At 68.4% G+C, this 24,779-nt stretch carries 21 protein-coding genes; 12 read left to right on the plus strand and 9 right to left on the minus strand.

Translation table 11 applies throughout. The annotated features are described in order from the left end of the window. Positions 1-263 precede the first annotated feature (263 nt). Together Q0654_RS02665 and Q0654_RS02670 are read left to right on the plus strand one after the other, a co-directional pair. Positions 264-1,472 carry an RNA polymerase sigma factor gene (locus Q0654_RS02665; RefSeq protein WP_298850216.1) on the plus strand — a complete coding sequence of 403 codons (1,209 nt, stop codon included), beginning with the start codon at positions 264-266 and terminating at the stop codon, positions 1,470-1,472. Positions 1,473-1,492: 20 nt separating this feature from the next. Then, entirely contained in the window at positions 1,493-2,224 is a 732-nt protein-coding gene (locus Q0654_RS02670; RefSeq protein ID WP_298850218.1) for an arginyltransferase, read from the plus strand. A 31-nt stretch (positions 2,225-2,255) separates the two neighbouring features. On the opposite strand, the gene Q0654_RS02675 is transcribed toward Q0654_RS02670, so the two are convergent. Continuing rightward, positions 2,256-2,819, minus strand: coding sequence for an ECF-type sigma factor (locus tag Q0654_RS02675; protein WP_298850220.1), 564 nt, complete (start codon positions 2,817-2,819; stop codon positions 2,256-2,258). Positions 2,820-2,994: 175 nt separating this feature from the next. Here Q0654_RS02675 and mfd point away from each other — a divergent pair, with 175 nt between their 5' ends. Beyond that, entirely contained in the window at positions 2,995-6,468 is a 3,474-nt protein-coding gene (mfd, locus tag Q0654_RS02680) for a transcription-repair coupling factor (RefSeq protein ID WP_298850222.1), read from the plus strand. A 49-nt stretch (positions 6,469-6,517) separates the two neighbouring features. Here mfd and Q0654_RS02685 read toward each other — a convergent pair whose 3' ends face one another. Then, entirely contained in the window at positions 6,518-7,636 is a 1,119-nt protein-coding gene (locus Q0654_RS02685; protein WP_298850224.1) for a choice-of-anchor Q domain-containing protein, read from the minus strand. 321 nt (positions 7,637-7,957) lie between these two features. Beyond that, positions 7,958-8,533 (minus strand): DUF2845 domain-containing protein, encoded by a 576-nt coding sequence (locus tag Q0654_RS02690; protein ID WP_298850226.1) that lies wholly within the window; start codon positions 8,531-8,533, stop codon positions 7,958-7,960. A 376-nt stretch (positions 8,534-8,909) separates the two neighbouring features. On the opposite strand from Q0654_RS02690, the gene Q0654_RS02695 reads away from it, so the two are divergent. From Q0654_RS02695 to Q0654_RS02720, 6 genes are all read left to right on the plus strand, one after another. After that, the gene (locus Q0654_RS02695; protein WP_298850230.1) at positions 8,910-9,467 is read left to right on the plus strand and encodes a DUF3228 family protein; all 558 of its coding nucleotides are present in this window, start codon (positions 8,910-8,912) and stop codon (positions 9,465-9,467) included. 201 nt (positions 9,468-9,668) lie between these two features. Further along, positions 9,669-11,789: a hypothetical protein gene (locus Q0654_RS02700; protein ID WP_298850232.1), complete on the plus strand. Its 2,121-nt coding sequence runs from the start codon at positions 9,669-9,671 to the stop codon at positions 11,787-11,789. Positions 11,790-12,581: 792 nt separating this feature from the next. Further along, positions 12,582-13,109, plus strand: coding sequence for a hypothetical protein (locus Q0654_RS02705; RefSeq protein ID WP_298850234.1), 528 nt, complete (start codon positions 12,582-12,584; stop codon positions 13,107-13,109). Positions 13,110-13,377: 268 nt separating this feature from the next. Next, complete coding sequence (locus Q0654_RS02710; protein ID WP_298850237.1) at positions 13,378-13,758, plus strand: hypothetical protein; 381 nt, start codon at positions 13,378-13,380, stop codon at positions 13,756-13,758. A 236-nt stretch (positions 13,759-13,994) separates the two neighbouring features. Then, on the plus strand, positions 13,995-14,366 hold the full coding sequence (locus tag Q0654_RS02715; protein ID WP_298850239.1) for a DUF4398 domain-containing protein: 372 nt from the start codon (positions 13,995-13,997) through the stop codon (positions 14,364-14,366). Then, entirely contained in the window at positions 14,363-15,298 is a 936-nt protein-coding gene (locus Q0654_RS02720; protein WP_298850241.1) for an OmpA family protein, read from the plus strand. Before Q0654_RS02715 ends, Q0654_RS02720 begins: the two co-directional genes overlap by 4 nt. An 87-nt stretch (positions 15,299-15,385) precedes the next feature. On the opposite strand, the gene Q0654_RS02725 is transcribed toward Q0654_RS02720, so the two are convergent. Next, entirely contained in the window at positions 15,386-16,162 is a 777-nt protein-coding gene (locus Q0654_RS02725) for an alpha/beta fold hydrolase (RefSeq protein WP_298850243.1), read from the minus strand. A gap of 162 nt (positions 16,163-16,324) precedes the next feature. Here Q0654_RS02725 and Q0654_RS02730 point away from each other — a divergent pair, with 162 nt between their 5' ends. Continuing rightward, positions 16,325-17,038 (plus strand): class I SAM-dependent methyltransferase, encoded by a 714-nt coding sequence (locus Q0654_RS02730; protein WP_298850245.1) that lies wholly within the window; start codon positions 16,325-16,327, stop codon positions 17,036-17,038. Positions 17,039-17,208: 170 nt separating this feature from the next. Next, positions 17,209-17,733 (plus strand): CIA30 family protein, encoded by a 525-nt coding sequence (locus Q0654_RS02735; protein WP_298850248.1) that lies wholly within the window; start codon positions 17,209-17,211, stop codon positions 17,731-17,733. A 19-nt stretch (positions 17,734-17,752) separates the two neighbouring features. Here Q0654_RS02735 and Q0654_RS02740 read toward each other — a convergent pair whose 3' ends face one another. The 4 genes from Q0654_RS02740 to Q0654_RS02755 form a co-directional block, all read right to left on the minus strand. Beyond that, positions 17,753-18,070 carry a hypothetical protein gene (locus Q0654_RS02740; protein WP_298850250.1) on the minus strand — a complete coding sequence of 106 codons (318 nt, stop codon included), beginning with the start codon at positions 18,068-18,070 and terminating at the stop codon, positions 17,753-17,755. Between the two features lie 89 nt (positions 18,071-18,159). Further along, positions 18,160-19,596, minus strand: coding sequence for a hypothetical protein (locus Q0654_RS02745; RefSeq protein WP_298850252.1), 1,437 nt, complete (start codon positions 19,594-19,596; stop codon positions 18,160-18,162). Between the two features lie 716 nt (positions 19,597-20,312). Then, the gene (locus Q0654_RS02750; protein ID WP_298850256.1) at positions 20,313-22,055 is read right to left on the minus strand and encodes a DUF2207 domain-containing protein; all 1,743 of its coding nucleotides are present in this window, start codon (positions 22,053-22,055) and stop codon (positions 20,313-20,315) included. Further along, positions 22,052-22,615: a LemA family protein gene (locus Q0654_RS02755; protein ID WP_298850258.1), complete on the minus strand. Its 564-nt coding sequence runs from the start codon at positions 22,613-22,615 to the stop codon at positions 22,052-22,054. The genes Q0654_RS02750 and Q0654_RS02755 overlap by 4 nt, the downstream gene beginning before the upstream one ends. 152 nt (positions 22,616-22,767) lie before the next feature. Between Q0654_RS02755 and Q0654_RS02760 the strand changes: the two genes are divergently transcribed. Continuing rightward, the gene (locus Q0654_RS02760) at positions 22,768-23,850 is read left to right on the plus strand and encodes a PA0069 family radical SAM protein (protein ID WP_298850260.1); all 1,083 of its coding nucleotides are present in this window, start codon (positions 22,768-22,770) and stop codon (positions 23,848-23,850) included. A 223-nt stretch (positions 23,851-24,073) separates the two neighbouring features. Here Q0654_RS02760 and Q0654_RS02765 read toward each other — a convergent pair whose 3' ends face one another. After that, a complete protein-coding gene (locus Q0654_RS02765; protein ID WP_298850262.1) occupies positions 24,074-24,658 on the minus strand; it encodes a DUF5655 domain-containing protein in 585 nt (194 codons plus the stop codon). Between the last annotated feature and the right edge of the window lie 121 nt (positions 24,659-24,779).

Raw genomic sequence — 24,779 nt, forward strand, 5'->3', positions numbered from 1 at the left:
GCAGTGACCGCAGCTGCATCGCATTGTTCAAAACGCGAAAAGCCGTTCGTGCGCGTCATTCAGCAGGGATGCGGTTTCAACGGACGCACACCCATGACTAAAGGCAGGGTCTCGGGCCGAATGCATTCGACGAAAGTCGAATGCTTCCGAGGACGATGACGCCAGCCTGCTTGCCAGTGGGGTCGACCGGGTCGACGATTTGTGGGGTCACAGCCGTCGCGACGGCCCGTCAGCGGCACCAGCCTCCGGACACCAAGACGCACATGAACGCAGAAGCCCTCGACCTGGTCATCACCGAACAGCTGCCGCGCGCCCAGAACGGCGACCGCGCTGCCTTCGGACGCATCGTCGCCGCCAGCCAGAACTCCGTCACCGCGATCGCGCTCGCGATCGTGCGCGATGTCCCCACCAGCCAGGACATCGCGCAGGACGCCTTCATCAATGCCTGGAACAACCTGCCGCAGTTGCGCAACACCGGCAGTTTCCTGCCCTGGCTGCGGCAGATCACCCGCAATCTCGCGCGCGACCATCTGCGCCGTCGCGCCAGCGAGAAGCGCTACAACGGGGACATGGACGACATTCTGGCCGTGGTCGCCGACCCCACGCCGGACGCGCCGGAACTGCTGTCGCGGCAACACGAGGAGCAGATCGTCGCCGAACTGATCGACGAGCTGCCCGAAGAAACGCGCGAGATCCTGCTGATCTATTACCGCGAGGGCCAGAGCTCCAAGCAGGTGGCGCAGCTGCTGGGCATGCAGGACGCCGCCGTGCGCAAGCGCCTGCAGCGGGCCCGCGACTCGCTGCGCGCCGACATGCTGAAGCGGATCGGCGAGTTCGCGCAGAGCACCGCGCCAGGCATCGCCTTCACCGCCCTGGTCGTCGGCGGGCTTTCGCTGGCGCCGGGCGCGGCAGTCGCCGCCACGGCCGGCGGACTGCTCGCCGGCAAGAAGATGGGCTTGGCCGCCGGCGGCGGCGGCAAGGGCCTGTCCAAGCTGGTGTTCGGTGGCGCCAGCGCCGGCAAGGGCGCCGGCAAGTTGCTGCTGGGCGCGGCGGGCAGCGCCCTGTTCGCCCTGGTCGCCGGCATTGCCGGCGTCGTCTTCGGTGTGCGTCGCTACTGGATCAGCGCCATCGACGAGGACGAGAAGCGCTCGCTGACCCGCTACTCGGCCGTGGCGATCGCCGTGGTCGTGCTGTTTGCCGCGGGCATGTTCGCGGCCGGCCTGGAAGGGGATCCGATCGCGCCCGGCATCGTCTTCGTGGTGATGATGGCCGCGGTCGGCGCCATGAACCTGCTGTGGCTGCCGCGGCTGCTGGAGCGCCGCCACGAGATCGAGCGCCGCCGCGATCCCGGCCGCGCGGAACTGGAACGCATGGCGGAACGTCGCTACGCGATCTGGAGCATGCTGGCCGGCATGCTGCTGGGCCTGCTGGCGCTGGCGATCGGCATCCTGACCGCAGCGCCGCCTGGCTGACCGGAGACTCCACCCCCGCCATGACCGCTGCCAGCTCGATCCGCATCTATCAGACCGCCGAGCATCCCTGCGGCTATTGGCCGGATCGGCGCGCCCGCGACATCGTGCTGGACCCGGACAGCCGCGCGCTGCCGGTGGTCTACCCGGCGGCGCTGGCGCAGGGCTTCCGCCGCTCGGGTGGTCATGTCTACCGCCCCCAGTGCGATGCCTGCATGGCCTGCGTGCCGGTGCGGATCGATGTGCAGGCCTTCACGCCGAACCGCAGCCAGCAGCGCTGCCTGCGCCGCAATGCCGACCTGCAGGTGCGCGATCTGCCGGCGCAGCGCGATACCGAGGTGTTCGAGCTTTATCGCCGCTACCTGGGCCATCGCCACCCCAAAGGCGGCATGGATGAGCCGCGGCCGGAAGATTTCGACAACTTCCTGAGCGCCCCGTGGAGCCCCACCCGCTTCCTCTGCTTCCACGACGGCTTGGGCGCCCTGAAGGGTGTTGCGGTCAGCGATCTGCTGCCGAACGGAGTGTCCGCGGTCTACACCTTCTTTGACCCGGACGAGGCCGGCCGCAGCCTGGGCACGTTTGCCATCCTTCGCCAGATCGAATGGGCGCGCACGCTCGGCCTGCCCCATGTCTATCTGGGCTTCTGGCTGCAGGGGCATCCGAAGATGGACTACAAGCGACGCTTCCGCGGCGTCGAACAGCTGCGTCACGGCGAGTGGGAAAGCCTGCCGGCGGATTCGCCCGGCGCCGATTGAACCGGCCGCCCCGACACCGATCGACGCTGCCTCAGCCTTCCATGCGGTCGCGCAGGAAGGCGCGTGCGAAGCGCAGATCGCGATTGACGGTCGCCAGCGAGACGTCGAGCACCTTGGCGACTTCCTCGTGCTCCAGGCCCACCAGATAGGTCAGCTCGATCACATCGGCCTTGCGCGCATCGTTGGCGCGCAGTTCCAGCAAGGCTTCATGCAGGGTTTCGGCCTGGGCGAACTCCGGCGCCGGCTCGTTCTCCGCTGCCCGGAAGGTGACCCGGAACTGGCCGCCGCCGTGCTTGGCCGCCAGCTGCTTGCGGCCCATGTCGCAAAGCAGGTTGCGCATCGCCACGGCGACCGTGCGGAAGAAATGCACGCGATCGACCCACTCGACGTGGGCCTCCAGCAGGTTGATGACCAACTCGTTGGCGAGCTCGGTCGGCTCCAGGCCATTGCCGGGATTGGCGCGCAGCTTGTTGGCCGCGAGCTGCCGGACGCGATCGTAGACCAGCTCCAACACGGCTTCGGCTGACGGAGAATCCCCCGCACTCCACGCGTGCAGGAGTCGGGTCAACTGCTGGCGATCGGTCGCGTTGCCCATGATCAGATCCGTCCGGCGCAAGTCGGCGGCGCGAGTGTAGCGCAGCGACGAGGACGCCCAGACGGCTCGCCCTGTCGCACCGCCTCCGCCCTCACGGCGGGCCCGCAGGCAGCGGGGCTACACTTGCGGGTTTTCACCAGCGGCAGTGCCTGCCGCCCTCAGCCACGGACGCCTCTTGAATACGGCCGCATCCAGCCCCGCCCCGCTCTCCCCGCCCCTGCCCGCCGCCGGCCAGCAGCGCGCCTACTGGCGAGCGCCGGCCAGCCCCAGCGCCCTCGCCCTGGCCGTCGCTGAGGCAGCATCGCGGCACAGCGGCCTGCTGATCGCGATCACCCGCGACAGCTTTCACGCGCAGTCGCTGGAAGCCGAGCTGGCCGTATTCGCGCGCGGCCTGCCGGTGCTGCACTTCCCCGACTGGGAAACCCTGCCCTACGACCCCTTCAGTCCGCACGCCGAAATCGTCAGCCAGCGCATCGCCACGCTCTACCGCCTGCCGGCCGTGCAGCGCGGCCTGCTGGTGGTGCCGATCGGCACCCTGATGCAGCGGTTGGCGCCGATCAGCTTCATCAGCGGCAGCTCGCTGGTGGTGAAAAACGGCCAGCGCCTCGACCTCGATGCCGAGAAGCTCAGGCTTCAATCCGCCGGCTACCGCAACGTGCCGCAGGTGCTGGACCCGGGCGACTTCGCGGTGCGCGGTGCCCTGCTCGACATCTTTCCGATGGGCAGCCCCGAGCCCTATCGCATCGAGCTGCTCGACGACGAGATCGACTCGATCCGCACCTTCGACCCCGAGAGCCAGCGAAGCCTGCAGAAGGTCAGCGAAGTGCGGCTGCTGCCGGCGCGCGAGTTCCCGCTGGACGAGGCGGCCTCGAAGCGCTTCCGCGCCACGCTGCGCGAGCGTTTCCCCATCGACCCGCGGCGCTGCCCGCTCTACCAGGACATGAAGGAAGGTGGCGCCGCCGCCGGCATCGAGTACTACCTGCCGCTGTTCTTCGACGACACCGCGAGCCTGTTCGACTACCTCGGCGCCGACACCCTGTGCCTGCTCGGCGAGGGCGCGATGGAAGCGGCGGACGCGTTCTGGAAGCAGGCCAGCGAGCGCTTTGAGCAGCGCCGCCACGACATCGAGCGCCCGCTGCTGCCGCCGGACGAGCTCTTCCTGCCGCCGGAAGCCCTGCGCCAGAAGCTCAACGGCGTGCGCCGCATCGAGGTCTGCGGCAGCGCCCATCCGCGCTTTGACGAGGCGTTGGCACTGGGCGATGCGCCCGCGCCAGTGACGCCGATCACCCGTCAGAACGAGCCCAGCGGCAGCGCCCTGCGCAGCCTGCTGTCAAGCTATCCGGGCCGGGTGCTGATCGCCGCCGACTCCGCCGGCCGCCGCGAGGCGCTGATCGAACAGCTCGGCGCGATGGACCTGAAGCCCGCCACGGTCGCCGACTGGTCGGCCTTCGCCGCAGCCGACGGCCCGCGCTACGCAATCACCGTAGCGGCACTGGAAGACGGCTTCAGCATCGTGCAGCCGGCGCTGTGCGTGCTCACCGAGCGCCAGCTCTACCCCGAGCGCGCCGCCCAGCCGCGCCGCCGCAAGCGCGCCGGCCGCGAGCCCGAGGCGATCATCCGCGATCTCGGCGAGCTGGAAATCGGCGCGCCGATCGTCCATGAGGATCACGGCGTCGGCCGCTACCGCGGGCTGGAGGTGCTGGACGTCGGCGGCAGCAAGACCGAGTTCCTCGCCATCGAGTACGCCAAAGGCGACAAGCTCTACGTGCCGGTGGCGCAGCTGCATCTGGTCAGCCGCTATGCCGGCGCCTCACCCGAAATGGCGCCGCTGCACTCGCTGGGCGGCGAGGCCTGGGAGAAGGCCCGCCGCAAGGCCGCCGAGAAGGTCCGCGACGTCGCCGCCGAACTGCTGGAGATCCAGGCCAAGCGGCAGGCGCGACAGGGCCTCGCGATCGATATCGATCGCCCGCAGTACGAACAGTTCGCCGCCGGCTTTCCCTTCGAGGAAACCCCCGACCAGCTGCAGGCCATCGAGGCGGTGCTGACCGACCTGCAGTCGAGCCTGCCCATGGACCGCGTGGTCTGCGGCGACGTCGGCTTCGGCAAGACCGAGGTCGCCGTGCGCGCGGCGTTTGCCACCGCGATGAGCGGTCGACAGGTCGCGGTGCTGGTGCCGACCACCCTGCTCGCCGAGCAGCACTACCGCAACTTCCGCGACCGCTTCGCGGACTGGCCGATCCGTGTCGAGGTGCTGTCGCGCTTCAAGACTGCGAAGGAGATCAAGGCCGAACTGGAGAAGCTGGCCGAAGGCAAGATCGACGTCATCGTCGGCACCCACCGCCTGCTGCAGGCCGACGTCAAGTTCAAGGATCTCGGCTGCGTCATCGTCGACGAGGAGCAGCGCTTCGGCGTGCGCCAGAAGGAAGCGCTGAAGGCCATGCGCGCCGAGGTGCACCTGCTGACGCTGACCGCCACGCCGATCCCGCGCACGCTCAACATGGCCATGAGCGGCCTGCGCGATCTCAGCATCATCGCCACGCCACCGGCGCATCGCCTGGCGGTGCAGACCTTCATCGCCCAGTGGGACGCCGCCCAGCTGCGCGAGGCCTTCCAGCGCGAGTTCGCGCGCGGTGGCCAGGTCTACTTCCTGCACAACGAGGTCGACAACATCGAGCGCATGCAGAGAGATCTGCAGGAACTGGTGCCCGAGGCGCGCATCCGCATCGCCCATGGGCAGATGCCCGAGCGCGAGCTGGAGCAGGTGATGCTCGACTTCCACCGCCAGCGTTTCAACGTCCTGCTGTGCACCACCATCGTCGAAAGCGGCATCGATATCCCCAGCGCCAACACCATCATCATCAACCGCGCCGACCGCTTCGGCCTGGCCCAGCTTCACCAGCTGCGCGGTCGCGTTGGCCGCAGCCACCACCGCGCCTACGCGTACCTGGTCATCCCGGATCGCAAGGCAATCACCAAGGATGCCGAGAAGCGGCTCGAAGCCCTGGCCTCGCTGGAAGAACTCGGGGCAGGCTTCACGCTTGCGACCCACGATCTGGAAATCCGCGGCGCCGGCGAGCTGCTGGGCGAGGGCCAGAGCGGGCAGATCGCCGAGGTCGGCTTCAGCCTCTACACCGAGCTGCTGGAGCGCGCGGTGCGCAGCATCAAGCAGGGCAAGATCCCCGACCTGGACGGCCACACCGATCACGGGGCCGAGGTCAGCCTGCACATCCCGGCGCTGATCCCCGACGACTACCTGCCCGACGTGCACACCCGGCTCACCCTGTACAAGCGCATCGCCAGCGCCCCGCACCGCGACGCCCTGCACGAGCTGCAGGTCGAGATGGTCGACCGCTTTGGTCTCCTACCCGATCCGGCCAAGCATCTGTTCGCGGTGACGGAACTGAAGCTCGACGCCACCGCGCTGGGCATCAAGAAGGTGGAGATGGGCGAACGCGGCGGCCGCGTGCAGTTCGACAAGCAGCCCAAACTCGACCCCATGAACATGATCAAGCTGATCCAGGGCCAGCCGCGGGTGTTCGCGATGGAAGGGCCGGACAAGCTGAAACTCAAGCTCGAACTGCCGGATGCACCCGCAAGGCTGCGCACGGCGCGCGATCTGCTGGCTGCCTTGGGAGGCAAGGCCGCCTGAGCGCCATCGCCGCAGGATGGACGCCCACGTTGCGAAGTCGCCGCCCGCGCTACTCGAAGCCGTCGCCGAAGATCCGCACCGGCAGCACCGGCGCCTGCTGCAGTTCGACCGCGCCGACATCGATGAAGGTGCCGAACACCCGCGGCTGGCCGTAGGCGTCGAGCGCTGGGACGCCGCCCGGCGGTGCGCCCAGGCCCGCATTGACCAGCGGCGAGGCGGGCAGCAGGGCGAGCGTGGCCGGATCCAGCTGCGGATCTACGAAGGTGTTGCCCTGGTTGCTGACGATGGTGGCGCGGTCGGTGGTCGGTGCGGAGGCGAAGTTGTTGAACAGCTGGCGCACCGAGGGATCAATGGCGGCACCGGCGCCGGTGATTGAGTTGGTATAGGCCACGCCGCCGCGCAGCACGTTGTTGATGACCCAGAAATTGCCGTCGCTCTGGATGCGCAGCGCTGGTGCGGACTCGCCGCCACCGGCGATCAGGGTGTTGTTGGTCAGATACCAGTTGCGGCCGCTGTTCAGGCTCAGAGAGGTGAACAGCACGCTCACCAGTGGAGATCCGCCGCCGATGAAGGCGCCGATGTTGTCGTAAACAAGGCTGTTGCGCAGGCTGATGTCATGGCTGGAGGCATCGAGGGTCATCGCCACGCCGCCGAGAAACTGGGAAGCCAGCGCGCGATGGCCATGGACGATGAGGTTGTCGACCTCGATGCGGCCGAAGCTGTTGGCGACGTACAGCCCGACCGGGGCGGAGTCGGCGCTGCCGTTGCGCAGGGTGAGGTTGGCGATACGGATCATCGGCGAGGCATTGCCGCTGACGCTGTTGCGGCGAACGCTCAGCACCGCCGAGGTGCCCTGCGCGTCCAGCACCGTCAGCCGCGCGTCCACCGTCTGCACCTCGCAGGGCGAGTTGGGGCCGGCACTCCAGCCGCCGCTGATCACCGTGTCGCCGGTCGGCCCGGAAACCTGCACCGTGAACGCCTGGGTGCCAGTGAAGAACACCCGGCGGGTGAGCCGCAGCTCGTTCGGCGCCGAATCAAAGGACGATCCCACGGTCGCCAGGGCGCTGCGCAGCTCGGCCTCGCTGCCGATACAGAACACCGCAGCCTGCGCCTCGATCGCCACCAGTCCCAACAGCGCGGCCATCGCCGCCATGCATCGCCCGTTCATTGCAGCAGCCCCCGCCAGTGATTCCAGCGCCGGATTCGGCGCACCCGTAGGGGCTGACGAGAAACGAGCCGCAAACGCATCAGAGCCGGCTCGCGGGACGCAAGCGGCTGCGTGGACTCAGAGCGTGTGAAGAATCCAGAGGCCGTAGCGAGGGCGTCGCTCGGCGGTCGTGACAAAGCGCGGCACGTGAGTTCGAGGGAGTTTGGCGAGCCAAATGACCGCGGAACTGGCGTAGCGCGCTGCCGCCATGGGCGTCCAGAGGCGGCCGCATCAGGCGGATGGTTCTCTCGCATGCTCTCCGACTTGGGACGACCCAGCGCGCTAGCGCAGCCCGGCCTCCAGCAGACGCCCTTCGCGCACCTCGACCACCAGGGTTTGCCCTGCCGAGGCCGGATACAGCCACTGCTCATGGCGCAGGTCGCGGGCCTCGTCGACGCGCTCGCGGCCGTCGACCACGGCCAGCCCGAGGTCGATGCGCTGGGCCGGCAGGCCGCAGCGGTAGACCACTTCGCCGACCGGCTGCGGGGGCGTCAGCGTCGCCAGGGTGCAGTCGCCGGGGCGTGCCGGGCCGCCGCGCTGCACCAGGGTATCGATGGCGACGATGCGACCCTGCCGCGAGCGCACGCTGAACAACTGCTGCCCCTGACCGGGATTGAAGTAGGCCTCGCTCCAGTCGATGCGCTGGCGCAGGCTGCGGCGCGCGTCAATATCGACATAGACCAGCTCCTGCCAGCGGTCGACGTAGTAGGGCGCACCGCACAGCGCCTCGGCCTGCTGGGCCCAGTCGCCCACCCGCAGCACGCGGCCATTGCAGCGCTTCATGTCGAGCGCGCATGCGGGAAGGCTCAGCGCTGCAAGCACGAGTGCTGCGAGTAGGCGCAGGCAAGAGACGGACATGTGGATACTCCTATCGGGGCGAACGCGGGCAGGGCCGACATTGTTCGGGCAGCGTCGGCAGACAGGGGCTGAACGACGCCGGCTGCACCAGAGGCGAGCGCGTCCATCTTGGCTCACAGGGGCTTCGAACCCACGCGAGCCGAGCCTGTGCGCGCCGACGCGGCCGACCCGGTCGGACGCCCGGGAGCCCGCGATCGGCAGCGTGCCCTGGCAGCATCCCGACACCGGGAATGCGCTGGGCGACGCAGGGCTCTTGACTGCCGCCGGTTACGATGCGCCACGACCGCGTCGACCCGCGCCTGTGATCCGCGCGGCCGAGCAAACCCGCAGCGGCGGGCGATGTTTCCGCCTCCCATCAGCCCCAGCAGCCAGACCCATGTCCATCGTCCTCACCGAATTCGCCCGCGCGCGCCTGTTCCCGCGCGACCGCCGCATCACCGCCATCCAGGACTGCGCGCCCGAGCAGTTCGTCGAACATCTCAACGCGCATCCGCCCCTGAGAGTGATCGCGGGCTACGCACCCTTCTGCCAGCTGCACGTGCACCGCAACTGGACGTCGACCCGCGGCTCGGTGGTGGCGATCACCGAGGACAACCGCCATCGCCTGCGCAGCGCCTACGAGGCGCGCACCCGGGACGAGCTGCCTGTGCTGGTGCGCTGGTTCGAGGGCATCGAGCCGCCTGTTGCGAACTACCTCGTGCCAATCCTCTACAGCCGCGAACAGATGGCCAAGGAAGGCACGCCGATCGAGGCCGACTGGGGCATCGTCGGCTGCCTGTACACGATGGAGCCGGAAGAGATCCCGATGGTGCCGATCACCCTGATGCGCAACGCGCTGGGCGTCGACGAAGGCGGCTCGGGCGTGCCGCTGGACCGCGAAGCCTACCGGCGCAGCGTCGAGTTCTGGGAGCGGCACGCGAACTGGCGGCCGTAGTCGCAACACTCGTCGGCACCGCATCAGCGTGGAGCCGAGTCTGTGATCTCGCAAAGTGGGCCAGCGTGGGTAGCGCTTGTGTTTCACAGACCGAGTGCATCACTGTTTGCGAGCGCCCCGCCGGAATTCCGCCAGCTCAGATGCAGATGCATGACGCCGGCGCTCCGCAGCACCTGTCCCCATGATATCTGGGATCCTCGAATGCCCACCCTGCTTGCTTCCTCCAAGCGTCTGTTCCTTGGCGCGATTGCGCTCGCTGCGTTGTGCGCAGACGTCCTCGCCTACCCCTTCGAACCGCTGCTGGAGCGGGCCACGGTCCTCGACCCAATATCGCCGTATGGCATTGTCGCCGCAGACTTCGACAGGGACGGCATTGATGAAGTGTTCGCGGCGACAGTGGCCAAGACGCCTGCCATCGTGGTGTTCTCGAACGCCGGCACACCGCTGGCGCAGAGGCAGGTCATCGCCTTGCCGCGACCACTCTCGACCTTCGTGGACCTGCACGCGGAGTCGACCGCGCAAGGCCCTGTTCTGACTGCCGTGACCGGAAACAGGTGGTACGTGGAGTCGGCACTGGTGACCGTGTATGCAGGCTGGCCCTTGTCGGAAATCGCCCGCTACACATTCCCCACAGGCCCGGTGGCCACGCGCGTTGCAGACGTGGATACCGATGGCTCGCCCGAGCTATTGAGTCTCTACCGGACCGAGCTCCGCGCGTCGGACCTGCTGAGCGGAGACCTGCACTGGTCGGTGCCCGTGAATGGGGGCGTTGCCATCACCACCCACAATCTCGACTCGGACTCGGCGCTGGAGATCCTCATCTCGGCAGCCGAGGGACAGGTCATCGATGGCGCGACGCGACTGCCGGAGTGGGCCTACCCGCAGGGCTTCGGCGGCATCGTCGCGGCAGGCAATGTCGGCCCACAGCAGGCCCCTGGCTTCGTTGGCGCACTTGATCGATTCACAGTGTTCCAGTCTGGGCCATGGTCCCCCGTCTGGAGCGAACCGCAGTATCGGACCGACCTGCTGCACATCGCAAACCTCGACGGAACCGGCGCCGATGAAATCATCACCTCGGAACACATCGGCGGGTGGATCAGAGTCTTCGACTCGCAGATGCGCTCACTGAAGCGAGAGCTGCAGCCCTCCGTCAATGGCGCAGGCAGTCTCGTCGCACCGCGCATCACCAGGGGCTCGCGACGCCATCTCCTGTATGCGCCCTCCAGCCTGTATCCCTCTCCGGACAGCGCGCTCACGCTCGCTGACTCGGACTCGGGTGCTGTGCTGAAATCACTGGGGTCGGATCAGCAGGGCACCAGCACGACAGCAATCGGCGACTTCAATGCTGACGGGCAATCGGAACTGCTTGTTGGAACCGGTGATGGTTGGTCGGGTCGCATGCGCATCGTGAACGCCCAGACAGGGGCAGTAGAGTGGCAGTCGCAGAGCAGCGGCGCCTCCACCTATCCCTTCAACATGCATGCCCAGCGGTTTCTCTCGACCCAACTGGACGACGATCCTGCCCGCGAGATTGTGATCGCCGGCAGAAGCGCGAACCGGAACAGGATCGTGGTGCTCGACGGTGCAAGCAGGATCGTCCAGCAGGTGATTGAGGACGACCTCGGAAACGGGCCGCTCATCGGGCGATGGATCTACGACGCCGTGCTACTCGACTTCGACGGGGACGGCCATGAAGACATCGCAGTGTCAACCGATGCATCGAGTGCCGACGAGTCAGACGTCCGACTGCATGTGTTCTCACTGCGTACCGGGCAGCTGCTGTGGGAATCACCGCGCATCCAGTCCGGCCGCTGGACATCGCGAGGGCTGTTCGTGATGAACAATGGCAGCGAGCGCTTCCTGGTTGCCGCAGTGACAACGGGGCTGCACGGTTTCAGCTTGGACAGCCAACAGTCGCAGTGGACGCATACAGCCAACATCCACCACGCGCTTTTCGTCCCGCATGCGCCCGCCGGCCCTGAGATCGTGCTTCAGGACAGCGCTGGCCGCATGACCCATCTGGATGCTGCAACTCACGAGCTGCGACGGACGTATAGCCTACCCGGCCCCAGCCGCGCGCTCGCAGCCATGCCGAGCGCGCCCTACCTGGTGGCGGCTTCCGACAGTTCCCTGCTGTTGCTGGACCTCGGAGGTGCAATGGTTGGCGAGACAGCAAACCTCGGCGCGCAATCCGGAACTGCATCGCTGGCGATCGCCCCTTCAGGGCTCAAGACCCTGGTGCTGGTCGGCACGGATTACGGCTTCCGACTCCTGAATCTCGTGCCAGACGGACTCTTCAAGGACGGATTCGACGCACGATGACCGCTTCGATCCCAACGGGGGGCGTTGCCCCAGAAACGGCTTCGAGGATGCCTGCGCTGAGCCTGGCTGTGGCTGCGATGTTGTGGCCGCAGCCACTGCCGCCTTGGCCCGCGATCAGCTCTCGGCGGTAGGCCGCAGGGCGAGGTGAGCATGGGGCGCAGGCGCTCGACGTGCTGGCGCAAGTGGCAGGAACTGCCGAAGCTTGGCTCAGGCGCGTCTCCTTTGGACCAGCGCGGACGCCGGCCCGAACGCATCGGGCAGGCACCCATTTGCCCTGCGCGTATCAGGATGGATTCAAATGCGCAGCGCCGACGCTGCGGTTCTGATGCTCTGCCGCGGTCTGCGTCTTCTCTGCAGGGTAGGCGAACATTGAGAGCTTCGGTCGCAGCACTGATATGGCCGCGCTTTGCCCGTGCGCAGCCGTCCGGGCACAGGAGATCAGTCGAAAGGTTCTGGCGTTCATCGGGGCCTTTGCTGCGCTTATCTCCGCGCGCCCCACATCGCTCGACCCGGCGTCGGGGCCAGTTGGTGATGGCGCTCGACCCTAGTGGGCGCAATCTCCTGCACGGGAGTGAGGCGCCCTGCATGGTCTACTTGACGTCAACGACAGGCGCACGCATGCATCAATCAGAATTGCCCAGGGCAGATCGCTTCCTGCTGGTGGAGCTTCTGGCAGACCGCTCTTGCCTGAGCGCAATCTCCACAGCAGAAGAGCGTCATTCGCTGCGCTCCGAGCCCCAGCGTACTTCTACACCAACGGATCCAGCGTAGATCTGGCGGGAACAGTCAGCAATGGATGACGACAACCAGCTGAGCATCAAGCGCTTCTTCGGCCGCGAGCGGATCGAACTAAAACAGGCCGAGTCGGGCTGGCGCGGCGTGGAGCATCGCTTCAATCCGCGCCGCAGGTCAGAGCCGGCGCTGCTGAAGGCGTCGCCCATTGCCCTATCCCGCTGGCCAGAATGCCGGAACTGGCGCAACTGCGATTGGCGCTTGGGCGGTGGCTTGGTCGAACTGGCCAACTACACGCGGATTGCGAGCGGAATCCAGCTGGACACGGTATCGCTGCTGAGACACCACCTTGAAGCCCGGGGCGTGCTTGGGCATCCCACCGATTTCCGGGCGATTGCATCGAACCAGGAGCGACGGACCACTTCGCGCATGGCGCGCACGTTCATAGAGAGCGTCTACACCAATCCATCCCCTGCAGCACACAGAGCACATGCACAGAACACGGCCGCGCTTTCGTGCCGCGGGAGACCCGATCAAGGTCATCGGCGAAGATCTCGAGCCTGCAGCATCCCTGCCCTGACTGCATAGCGCCCCATGGATCGTCCTGGCTCATTCGATCCCCAGCGGGCGCAGCCCATCCCCTGAGGCAGCGAAACGTCGATCTACGCGGTGCCGCCAGATCCGGGTGCTGCATGCCCCCCAGGTCGGCCGCCTCTGGTCTATTGCGCCATCGTCGGAGCACTGACCCTGCTGGCCGACTGATTGGGGTTCGCTGCTTGCCGCCGCAGGAGCCGGCCGGCGCTGAATGTCGGGCATTGTCCTGCTGATCCTGAGTCTCTGAAGCCTGAGCGCGCGGTTGAACCTGGTCAGCAGCGAGCTGCGCATGACGCATCTGTTCGCCCCCCGAGAAGCGGACTGGCTGCGGCTCGCGGACGATGCCCGGCAGCTGGCACGCGCAGCTGCGGCAGACGGAGAGCTGCCCAGGCGCTCGCACTTCTACGGCAACCGGAAATTTCTTCCCGAGCTGGCCAGGCGCCACCCGTTCCTGAATCTGAGCCTTGATCGCCCGACCAGACTCTTCATTGCCGAGGACTCGGTCGCGATCGACTGGGGCGGCGGCATGGCGGGACCGATGCTGGTCGGCATCCACGCCGAGCCCTTGGCCGAGGCGCTGCGTTCGGACGCCCTGTACACCACGCTGCGCATCCATCCGCGCGTCAGCCTGACCTGGGAGTAGCACGGCGGCCCGCCACATCGAAAGCGCTTGCGAGCCGTGCGGGCCACCAGCGCGGTGATTGCAGGCTGCACGATCGGCAGGCCGATGTCGTGCAGCCTCCCCTGATTCGACGTCCATCAAGGGCGCATGAATTCCACACAAACCCCTGTTCTCATTGCGTTTTTCGAGCAGCTTGAGCGCTGGCACGCCCCCTGCTGAACCCCTCGCGAGTTCCTCGAAACCCAAGGAGAACGCTCGTGAGAACACCACGCACCCTGCTCTGCGCAGCCCTGTTCGCGCTGCCGCTCAGCGCCTTCGCCGGTCGCAGCGAGGCCGAGCTGGAACTGACCTCGGCGCGCGCCAACGTGGCCGCCGCCGAACGTGCCGATGCGGGCACCCATGCGACCCAGGAGCTGCGCCAGGCCCGCGACCAGCTGGCACAGGCCGAAGGCTCGTTCAATGACCGCGACTGGGACGACGCCGAGCGCGAAGCGCAGCGCGCCAAGGCCGATGCGCGCCTCGCCGAGGCACTGTCGCGACAGCGCCAGGCCGAGGCCACGCTGGCCGAGATGGAGCGCACCCTCAACACACTCCGCGAAGAAATCACCCAGTCGGGAGGCCGTCCATGAACCTGCATCCGCATTCCACCGTGCTGTCCCGCGCCCTGCTGCTGGGGCTGTCGCTCGGCGCACTCGCCGGCTGTGCCGGCAACAGCGAGCGGCCGCCCGAGCTCGTTCGACTGGAGAGCGAACTGAGCCGGCTCGAATCCGATCCGGCGGTCGCTGGCTACGCCTCCCAGCAGCTCGCCGACGCGCGCGCCGCCGTGGACACGCTGGCCCGGGACGGCCGCGGCATGAAGTCCGACCTGTTCGATCGCAACGTGTACATCGCCGGCCGATTGCTCGGCATCGCCGAAGCCGATGGCCGCAGCGGCGCCGCGCGCGCCCAGCTGGAAACCATGGGCGTCGAGCGCGAGCGGCTGGTGGCGCAGGCGCGCCGCGCGGAGGCGGAGCGTGCCCGCGCACAGGCCATGACTGCACAGCAGCAAGCCGAGCAGGCGCTGCTGCTGGCGCAGCAGGAACGCATGGCCGCCGACGCCTCGCGCCAGGAAGCGGAAGAAGCGCGCGCGCGCCTGCTGGAGCTGGAGCAGACGCTGGCCGACCTGCAGGCCAAGCAGACCGAGCGCGGCCTCGTGGTGACCCTGGGGGATGTGCTGTTCGAGGTGGACCAGGCCACCCTCAAGCCTGGCGCCACACGCAATCTGCAGCCGCTGGTGGACGCCCTGGGCAAGCACCCTGAAACCACGGTGCAGATCGAGGGCCACACCGACTCCACCGGCAGCGCCGACTACAACCTGGGCCTGTCCCAGCGTCGCGCCGAAGCGGTGAAGACCTATCTGGTGTCGCAGGGCATCGATGCGTCGCGCCTCGCCACGCGAGGCCTGGGCAAGGACTATCCCGTCGCCAGCAACGACAGCGCTGCCGGCCGCCAGCAGAACCGTCGGGTCGAGATCGTGATCCAGAATCTCGAGGGCATGGACCAGCTCAGCAGCCGTCGCTGAGCCTAGCCTCCGGCGTGCCTGCGGGCCCGACCCATGCCGGTCGGGCCCGCAGCGCCCGTGCAAGCCAGCTCGTCCGCCGCAAATGGCTCACGGAGAGGCTTCCGTCTTTCCCGCGAGGGCAGGCCCGTAGCCGGGATGCAGGCCGATCGTGTTGTGGTCCACGCCATCGAGTGTCCGCAGCTCGACCGCAGCGTGAAGGAAAGCGCGCCGCAGCGCCTCGCTGCGCGCAGGCCGCACAAGGGTGTCCCGGGCTGCGACCAGCAGCAGCGTAGGCGCACTGACCTGCGATGCCAGACGCGCGCTGTCATAGCGATCCTGCAGCAGCCAGTCCACCGGCAGCCAGGGGAACTGCTCCGACGCCACGGCAGCGAGGCTGTCGAAGGGCGTGACCAGGACCAGGCGCGACACCGGGCGCTGACTGGCCAGGTGCACGGCAACACCGCTCCCCAGGCTGCGGCCGACGACGTCGACCTGCGGATGCCGCGCTGCGACATGCGCATAGAGCACCTCCGCATCAGCGAACAGAGTCGCCTCGCTGGGCTCACCCTCGCTGGCGCCGTAGCCGCGATAGTGCAGCAGGTAGAGCGCATGTCCGGGCAGGAAGCGCGCCAGCTCGGGCAAGGTGCGGGAGACATCTTCGGCATTGCCGCCGAAGTAGATCAGGGCCGGCGCGCCGGGCATTTCGCGCACGCTGACCTGCAGACGCGCCCCGGCGGCATCCAGCATGAGTTCATGCATGCCCGCCGGCAGCGCGCGCGGCTGCGGGAAGTAGATGAGGTCACGCTGCCCCAGATACACCGCGCTGCTCAGGCCCGCATAGGCGAGCATTGGCAGCAACAGGAGGGGCAGCAGTTTCGCGCGCATGGTTCGTCTCCTCCGGAACGTGCTGTGCGTGCACGAGTATGCCGCGCCCTTGCCTCTCATCGACCTCACCGATGTTCCGAGGCGCACCATGCCACGGCTTGCCGCGACAGCCGACTCTGTCCAGACTCGCGGCACTCCTGGGTTATCGATGACTTCACTGCCATGTCGACCGAATCCGCCAATCCGCTGCGCACCTATTTCGATGCCAACCCCGGCCGGCTGATGACGAAGTGGGACCACTACCTCGACATCTACCATCGCCACTTCGCGCGCTTCCGCGGCCAGCCGATCACCCTGGTCGAGTTCGGCGTGTTCCATGGCGGCTCGCTGCAGATGTGGAGGCACTACTTCGGGCCGCAGTGCCGCGTGGTCGGCGTCGACATCAATCCGCGTCTGCTGGAGCTCGGCGAGCCCGGCGTCGAGATCCACATCGGCGACCAGGGCGACCGCGGCTTCCTGCGCCAGCTCGCCGCGAAGATCGGGCCCATCGACATCCTGCTGGACGATGGCGGCCACCAGATGCACCAGCAGATCGCCACCGTCGAAGAGCTCTATGGCAGCGTCAAGCCGGACGGCGTGATCCTGGTCGAAGACACCCACACCAGCTACTGGCGCAGTCACGGCGGCGGCCTGCGCGCGCCGCACAGCTTCATGGAGTTCGCCAAGCGCCTGGTGGACGACCTGAACGCGTGGCACAGCCGCGATCCGCACAGCTTCGGCCCCGGCCCCTTCACCCGCGCGACGCGTTCGATGCACTTCTACGACAGTGTGGTGGTGATCGAGAAGGGCGAGCACCCGCAACCGCAGGAGCGCCACAGCGGCACGCCCAGCTTCGACCCGAGCCGCGCGGTCAACGAGCCGCTGCCGCAGGTCTGAGCCTGAACCGACGACGGCGCTGCACGTGGACCGCCACGTTTCCTTGGCGCACCTGCAGCAACAGTGGCGGCATGCGTTCAGAACTCCATCCAACTGCAACGCCCCGCCGCCCCGCTGGCAGCGCACTGCGTGTCTGCTTGCTTTGGACAGGCCTCAGCTCGGGAGTCGTCATGGCGCAAGAGAGCCTGCAGGTGCTGGATGACTTCAGTCGGACCAATGGGCTCTCCACCGTCGATACGCAGTGGCAGGGCTTCAGCGACCGCGTGATGGGCGGACTGAGCGAGCTGCGCGCGGGGATTGTCGAGAGCGAGGGCGGCCGCTGGCTGCGCATGCAGGGTCGCGTGCGGCTGGACAACAACGGCGGCTTCATCCAGCTCCGGCTGCCGCTGCGCGCCGACGGCGGCGACTTCGACGCCTCAAGCTACCGCGCCCTGCGCGTGCAGGTGCGCGGCACACCCGGTGCCTACTGGCTGCACCTGCGCAGCGCCGACACCCGGCGACCCTGGTCCTACTACCGGGCTCCGCTGGCCGTGGGCCGGGACTGGGCGACGCTCGATCTGCCGCTGGCGGACTTCGTGCCGGTGGCCCTGGGAGAGGCGCTCGACACGCAGCGCCTGCGCTCGGTCGCGCTGGTGGCCTACGGCGAAGCCTTCGAGGCCGATGTCGAGCTGCGCTGGATCGGCCTGCTGCGCTGACCACGCCAACGCGGACCCGCTACCAGGCCTTGAAGTCGCGCAGCAGCCTGCGGCGATCCACGCGCTGCTCGAAGCGCGCCCGCATGCGCGGCAGCGCCAGCTGCCGGCCCAGCCACAGCCAGCCTGTCAGCACGGCCGCAAGCCCCAGCACGGGCGCCGGGCCAGTCAGACCCAGGCCGAGGACCAGGCCCATCAACAGGGCCAGGCCTGCGGCCAGCCCAAGCCAGCAGCGCGGGTCGTGTCGCAGGGTTTCTCGGAGCGCCTCCAGGCGCTCCTCGCGGCTGATGGCGGGCCCGAGTTCGGGATGCATGGTGCTTGGGAAATCGAATGGGCGCATTGCACTGTCTCCTTGTGGCATGCCCGGCCCGGGACGCGCTCGACGCTCGCCTGTGACTTCGCCCGCGTATCCGGGCGCCACCGCAACCGCTACTCGAAGCCGTCGCGGAATAGCCCCGGATCGCCCTGCAGGCGCATCAGCGCCGCCTGCATCGCCGCTCCGGTCGTGGAGTTCTGATCGTTGTTGGCGCGGCCGGCGGCGAGGAAGTCGCCGTCGCTGGTCTGCGCGATCGCGTAGCCCTCGTCCGCATGCACCGACACCGGATAGGTCGAACGGCCCTGGCCGTCGCCGAAGCGCGGATCCGGCTGGCCACTGGCGGTGAGCCGCACCACCGCGAAGTCCTTCGAGGCAGGACCGCTGTAGCGCATGCTGGCGTAGCCGGTGGCGAGGATGCTGCCGTCGGCCTGCACGGCCAGCGCCGCCGGCTCGTCGTACTCGACCGTGCCGCTGAACTTGACCAGGGTGCGGCCGTTGCTGCCGAAGCTGGTGTCGAGGCTGCCGTCCGAATGGAAGCGCTGGAACACGAAGCCGCGCTCGTTGCCGGTGCCGAGCGCCAGCAGCTTGCCGTCGTCCAGCCACACCGCATCGATGACCGAGGCCATGCCGCGGCGCACGCCGCCGACCACGCTCTCGGTCAGCACGAGGGTGCCGCCGCTGCCGAAGCTGGGGTCGGGCTGGCCATCGGCGAGGTAGCGACGGATCAGGCCGGTGCTGCGTGCGAACACGTAGCCCACCGCGGTGATCCGATCCTCCGGCAGGCTGCCGTCGCGGCGGCGGGCGATCGCGGTGAGGTACTCCGCCACCTGGAAGGCCGTGGCCGGCGACACCACCCGCCCACCATCGCCGAAGCTGGTATCGAGCGTGCCGTCAGGGTGGAAACGCGCCAGCGCGAAGCGCTGGTAGTTGAAGCCGCTGTCATGGGCGAAACCCTCGCCGCCGAGCACGATGCGCCCGGTCGACTGCAGGGCCAGCGCGTTGGCGCCGTCATTGATCGCCGTGCTCGGCCCGATGTTGAGCCGCACATAGCCGCGCCGCGCGCCGTTGAAGGGCTCGCCGAAGCTGGTGTCGAGGCTGCCGTCCGCGTGCAGTCGGGCCAGCCCGAAATCGCTGTAGGCGCCGCTGTCCAGGCGACCCGCAACCAGCAGGCGGCCGTCGGGCTGGCGGATCAGTGCGCGCGCCGCGTCGCCATCATCGCCGCTGTCGATCTGGCTCAGGCCATCGAGGCCGAAGGCCGGATCGAGCTGGCCGTTGCGCAGTACCCGCAGCACCGACATGTCGTAGCCGCGGGTCGGCGCCTGCGCGGCATTGCGGTGATACAGCGCGCCGGCCACCAGCACCGCGCCATCGGGCTCGGCCAGCACATCGTGGAAGTACTCCTGGCCGCCGCCCAGGCCAACCAGAACCACGCCCTGATTGCCAAAGCTGAGCTGCAGATCGCCGGGGTCGGCGGCGGCCACGCCGCTCACCGACCCCAGCACCATGGCCAAACCCATGCCGGCCCATCCGGGCCTCTTCGTCGTGTGCATCCCTTCACTCCTTCCGTGGTCAGCACCCCGTCTATGGGGTGCGTCCGACCTAACGGCAGGGTGGAAAGGGACGTGTCAGCAGGACGGTGCAGCGTTCAGATTCGGCGTGATTGTGTTCAGCTTCGATCGCGTTGGCACCCGGATCTCTCGCAAGACAGAACGCTCGCGTCCCCACGGATCATCGCCCTCGCCAACCGCACTGTGGCGCAGTCTCCAGAGGTCCCCTTCCTCGGGCGCAGCACTGGATCCCCGCATTCGCGGGGACGACGGAAGAGATCATCGCCGGAGCAGGAATCCACGCAGCCGAGGCGTTGCGCAGCCTTTTGAGCCTTGCGCTCACGCGCTGGTCGTCCCCGCGCACGCAGGGACCCAGTCGAGCACCCGGTGACTGCATGCAAGTGCAGTCACGCCTGCGTCGCCAATCGGAGCTGCAGCAGCACTGGATCCCCGCATTCGCGGGGATGACGGAAGAGATCATCGCCGGAGCAGGAATCCACGCAGCCGAGGCGTTGCGCAGCCTTTTGAGCCTTGCGCTCACGCGCTGGTCGTCCCCGCGCACGCAGGGACCCAGTCGAGCACCCGGTGACTGCATGCAAGTGCAGTCACGCCTGCGTCGCCAATCGGAGCTGCAGCAGCACTGGATCCCCGCTTCCGCGGGGATGACGAGTTCAAGTCTCTGAAGAAGTCCCGGCCTGCGACACGGCGCGGGAACGCGCTCAGCGCCCGCCGCCACCGCCACCGCCTCCGCCGCCCCCTGCGGAGCCACCGCCGCCCCCGCCGGAGCTGCTGCCGGGCGGGCTGCTGGCCGAGGCGATCGAGCTGTTCAGGCCCGTACCGACCGCCTTGGCCAGGCTGCCGATGTCGTTGAAGCCGCCGCCGCGGTACCAGCGGATCGATTCCGTCGCCGCCGCCGCGGCTGCCGCACCCACGGCCGCGGTGAACTTGGCGGTCCAGGCGTCTTCCACATCCAGCGCGATCGCATACGGCAGCAGCGCCTCGTAGCGCTGGGCGTCCAGCCGCGGCGGCTGATCGGGGCCGGGCATCGCCGCCAGCTCGTCACGTTCGGCCACCTTCAGATAGAGCTTCAGGCCCTCGATCTCGTCGAGCAGCGTGCGGCCCTGCGCGGTCGGCGCCTTGACCAACCAGGCGAAGCCGATCACCACGATCAGCATCAGCACGCAGACGCCGATGATGGCGGGCTCGCCCGACCCGCCCGCGCTGAGAAAGGCCATCACCGCGCCGCAGACCGCGATCGCCGCGGCGAGCACGGTGTCGCCGCTGTTGTTGTTGAAGTGGCTGCGGTGCAGGCGCTTGTGCAGGGCGCGGGTGTGCTCGAGCATCGCCGCCTGCACGTGTTGCGCGGTGCTGCTGCTCTTTTTCAGCTCAAGCCTTGAACGCCCCGCTGGCAGCAGCTTGCCAAGCAGGCTGCGCACGGTAAAGGGCAGGCTCTCATCGACCGCGACTGGCCCACGTGCAAGGCTCCAGGTGTCGCCGAACAGCAGGCCCTTCTCGCGCTCGATCTCGGCCGCGCCGGCCACCGCACCGGCCAGCAGATCAGCCGTGAGACAGCGCGGGTCGTAGCTCATGCGCTTGAGGTAGCGAAGTTCGCCCGGCGAACGATCGGCCGGCGGCTGGTAGCGGGCGATGATCACGCCGGCCTCGGGATCGCGCCCGACCGCGCGCCAGCGCCAGACGCACCAGGCCAGCAGCACGCCGAGCGTAGCCAGCGCGACCAGCAGGCCACGGTTGTCCTGCAGCAGCCAGCCGACGCGCTCGGCGCGCGTGGGCTGCACGACCAGCCCCTTGGGAAAGCCCAGTGCGATGGTCAGGCCCTCGCCCGGCGCCAGCGGTGCGGTCAGCGTCCAGCGGGCGATGCCCGGCGAGATCACCTCACCGCGCGCATCGCCGCCCTGCGCGCCCTGCACGCCGGTGTAGGCATCGAGACGCATGTTGGCGGGATCGACCACCGCCGGCAGCCGAACCTCGACGCTGCCCTGCTCGATCGCAAACGCCCAGCCGGTGCCGATCGCGTTCCAGTACAGCTCGTCATGGGCCTCGAAAAAACCGAGCTGGCGGGTGGTGCGATAGCGCAGGGTGAAGGTGAACTCGCGCGGCAGGCCGGGCAGATAGTCGTCACCGCCGGTGTTGATGCGAACGCCGTTGTCCATGGCTTCCGTGAACCACCGCTCGGGCTGGCCGTCGCGCTCGACGCCCAGCACCTGCAGGTCGACCACCACCGCATTGCCGTAGCGGTCGCGGTAGCGGGTCGGGAAGTCGCGGTAGATGCCGCGGCGGATCTGCTGGCCTTCGGCGCGCAGGCGGATGTGCTCGGCGACCTCGATGCTGCCATCGCTGCGGATGTCGACCTCGACGCGGTAGTCGAGGATGCGCTCCTGCGCGGCGGCCGGCAGCGCGCAGGCGAGCAGCAGCAGTGCGATCAGAACTCGAAGCAAGCTCATGACAGCCGCACCTGCGCCGGCGCGCGCTCGCCCTCGCGGGCCTGGAAGAACTCGGCGCCACCGAAGCCGCCGAGCCGGGCGATGAACACGTCGGGCAGCTTCTGGGTGGCGTCGTTGTAGTCGCGCACCGCGCCGTTGTAGAAGCGCCGAGCGTACTGCAGGTGCTCCTCGATCGCCGCGAGCTCCTTCTGCAGGGCAAGAAAATTCTCGCTGCTGCGCAGCGCGGGATAGGCCTCGCCCAGCGCGAACACCTGCCCCAACGCCTGCTGCAGGCGGGTCTCGACCTCGCCCAGCGCAGTCGCGCCCTGCCCGCCCTTGACCTGCAGGCCCAGGGCCTGGGCGCGCAGCTCGCTGACCAGGGCGAAGGTCGAGCGCTCATGCTGGGCAGCCGCCTGAGCCACGCTGACAAGCTGCGGCACCAGGTCATGGCGACGCACCAGCTGCACGTCGATGTCGGCCCAGGCCGTACGCACCTGGTTGCGCAGGCGCACCAGCCGGTTGTAAGCGGTCAGCGCCCACAGCGCGGGCAGGACCAGCACGAGCAGCAGGCTCCACAGCATTCCGGCATCCCCCTTCGAACGGTCGCGGCGCACTGACCGCGAAGTATGCAATGCGTGACAGGGCGCAGAACGCACGCTGCCCTCGACTCCCACTGCAACGGCGCAGGCGGCCGCTGGGGGACATCCGGCGCCGGCGGCCGCACAATCGCCGCATGTCCGGCACTCCCATCAAGGGCCGCGGCGCGGCCAGCAATCGCGAAGGGCGCTTCGAGTCGGTGCGCGTCGAGGCCGAGGACGACGGCTGGCCGGGCGACGCCGAGGGCGAGGACCTGCAGCCTGCACGACCGCGCACCACGGTCAGCGAGGAGCGCGCGCGCAGCATCCTGAGCCACAACGACTCGCCCGACATCCCCTTCGAGCACTCCATCAACGTCTATCGCGGCTGCGAGCACGGCTGCGTCTACTGCTACGCGCGGCCCAGCCACGGCTATCTCAACCTCTCCGCGGGCCTCGACTTCGAGACGCGGCTGTTCGCCAAGACCAATGCCGCCGAGCTGCTGCGCGCCGAACTGGGCAGGCGCAGCCATCGGGTCAGCCCGATCAACCTCGGCGCCAACACCGATCCCTATCAGCCGATCGAGCGTCAATACCGTTTGACGCGCGAGGTGCTGCAGGTGCTGCTGGAAACGCGACACCCCTGCACCATCGTCACCAAGAACGCCTGCGTCGAGCGCGATCTCGACCTGCTGCACGAGCTGGCGTCGCAGCGCCTGGTGTTTGTCGCGGTGTCGGTGACCACGCTGGACAATCGCCTCGCCGCCAGGCTGGAGCCGCGCGCCAGCGCGCCGCACCGGCGGCTCGAAGCGATCGCCCGGTTGAGCGCCGCCGGTGTGCCGACCGGCGTGTTCGCCGCCCCGCTGATTCCGGCGGTCAACGATCCCGATCTGGAGGGCATCCTCGAACGCGGCCGGGAGGCCGGCGCGCTCTACGCGAACTACACCCTGGTGCGCCTGCCGCACGAGGTGAAGGACCTGTTCCGCGAATGGCTGGAGCTGCATTTCCCGCAGCGCGCCGCCCACGTGATGAACCTGATCCGCGACATGCGCGGCGGCCGCGACAACGACCCGCGCTTCGGCGCACGCATGCGCGGCGAGGGCGCGATCGCCAAGCTGATCCAGGCGCGCTTCGAGCTGGCGCGCAAACGTCTGGGCTATCTGCATCGCGACGAGATCGAACTCGACTGCAGCCGCTTCCGTCCGCCGCGCGCCGAGTCAGCGCAGGGCGAGCTGTTCTAGCGCGCCGCGCGGCGCCCATCGTTCTGGGGGGAGCCTCATGGCCGCGGGCGTTCGCTCGGTCAACCGCGGAGCGCGGCTGCAGCGCGCACCCCACATAGCCACTGCGAGCCGTGCGATCAGAAGCGGGAGATGGCGTGAAGTCGTTCCGGTCTCGCGGTTGGGTCAATGGCCGCCGGATCGTGTGAGGACCCGCGATCGCGCGGGGCGATGTGCATCGGGATGCTCAGCCCGCACTGGTGTAGGCGAGTCGGATCCAGCCGAGCAGCGCCTCGTCGATCTCGGAGGCATCGGAAACGCGCGTGCTGGCCTGGCACATGCCGCCGGGCGGCAGCACTTTGAGCCGCGAATCCTTGGGCAGGCTCCGGCAGTTCAAGCCGATCTCGATCTGCTTGGCGGTGGCCGGGCCAACCGTGGCGAACTGCTTGGCGCGGCGCAGGCTGAAGTAGCTCTTCTTGGGCGCGATCTCGAACTCGCCGAGCGCGTGGATGCGCGCCATCAGCGTCTCGTGCAGGTCGCGCAGCCCAGCCTTGTTGCCGGCGTAGATCGCGTCCAGCGGATCGCCGTCCGCGACTGCAGGCAGCGCCGGCGCGGCGCCGTCCAACGCCGGCAGCGGCTTGCCCTGCAGGGCGACAACCGTGTTGGCGTCACCGTAGCCCAGCCCGTAACGCTCCATCAGCCAGCTGCGCTTCTCGCCGTGCTTCGCCAGGCCGCAGCCTTCGAGCGCGAGGTGCAGCTGTGCGATGGACTGTCCGCTGCGCGTCTGGACGTTCCTGAGCTGGGTGATGAGGGCGGCAGTGGGGTCGGCCATGGAAGGCCTCCGTGGAAGGCGTCGGCCAACACTGCGCCGAGTGCCCGCGCACCCGCAAGCGCCACTTGCCAAGTGCAGACGCGAGGACTTCAATCGCGGCCACCGCTGACCGCCGGAGCCA

This window comes from uncultured Aquimonas sp., from assembly GCF_937888285.1.
Classification (GTDB): domain Bacteria; phylum Pseudomonadota; class Gammaproteobacteria; order Xanthomonadales; family Xanthomonadaceae; genus Aquimonas.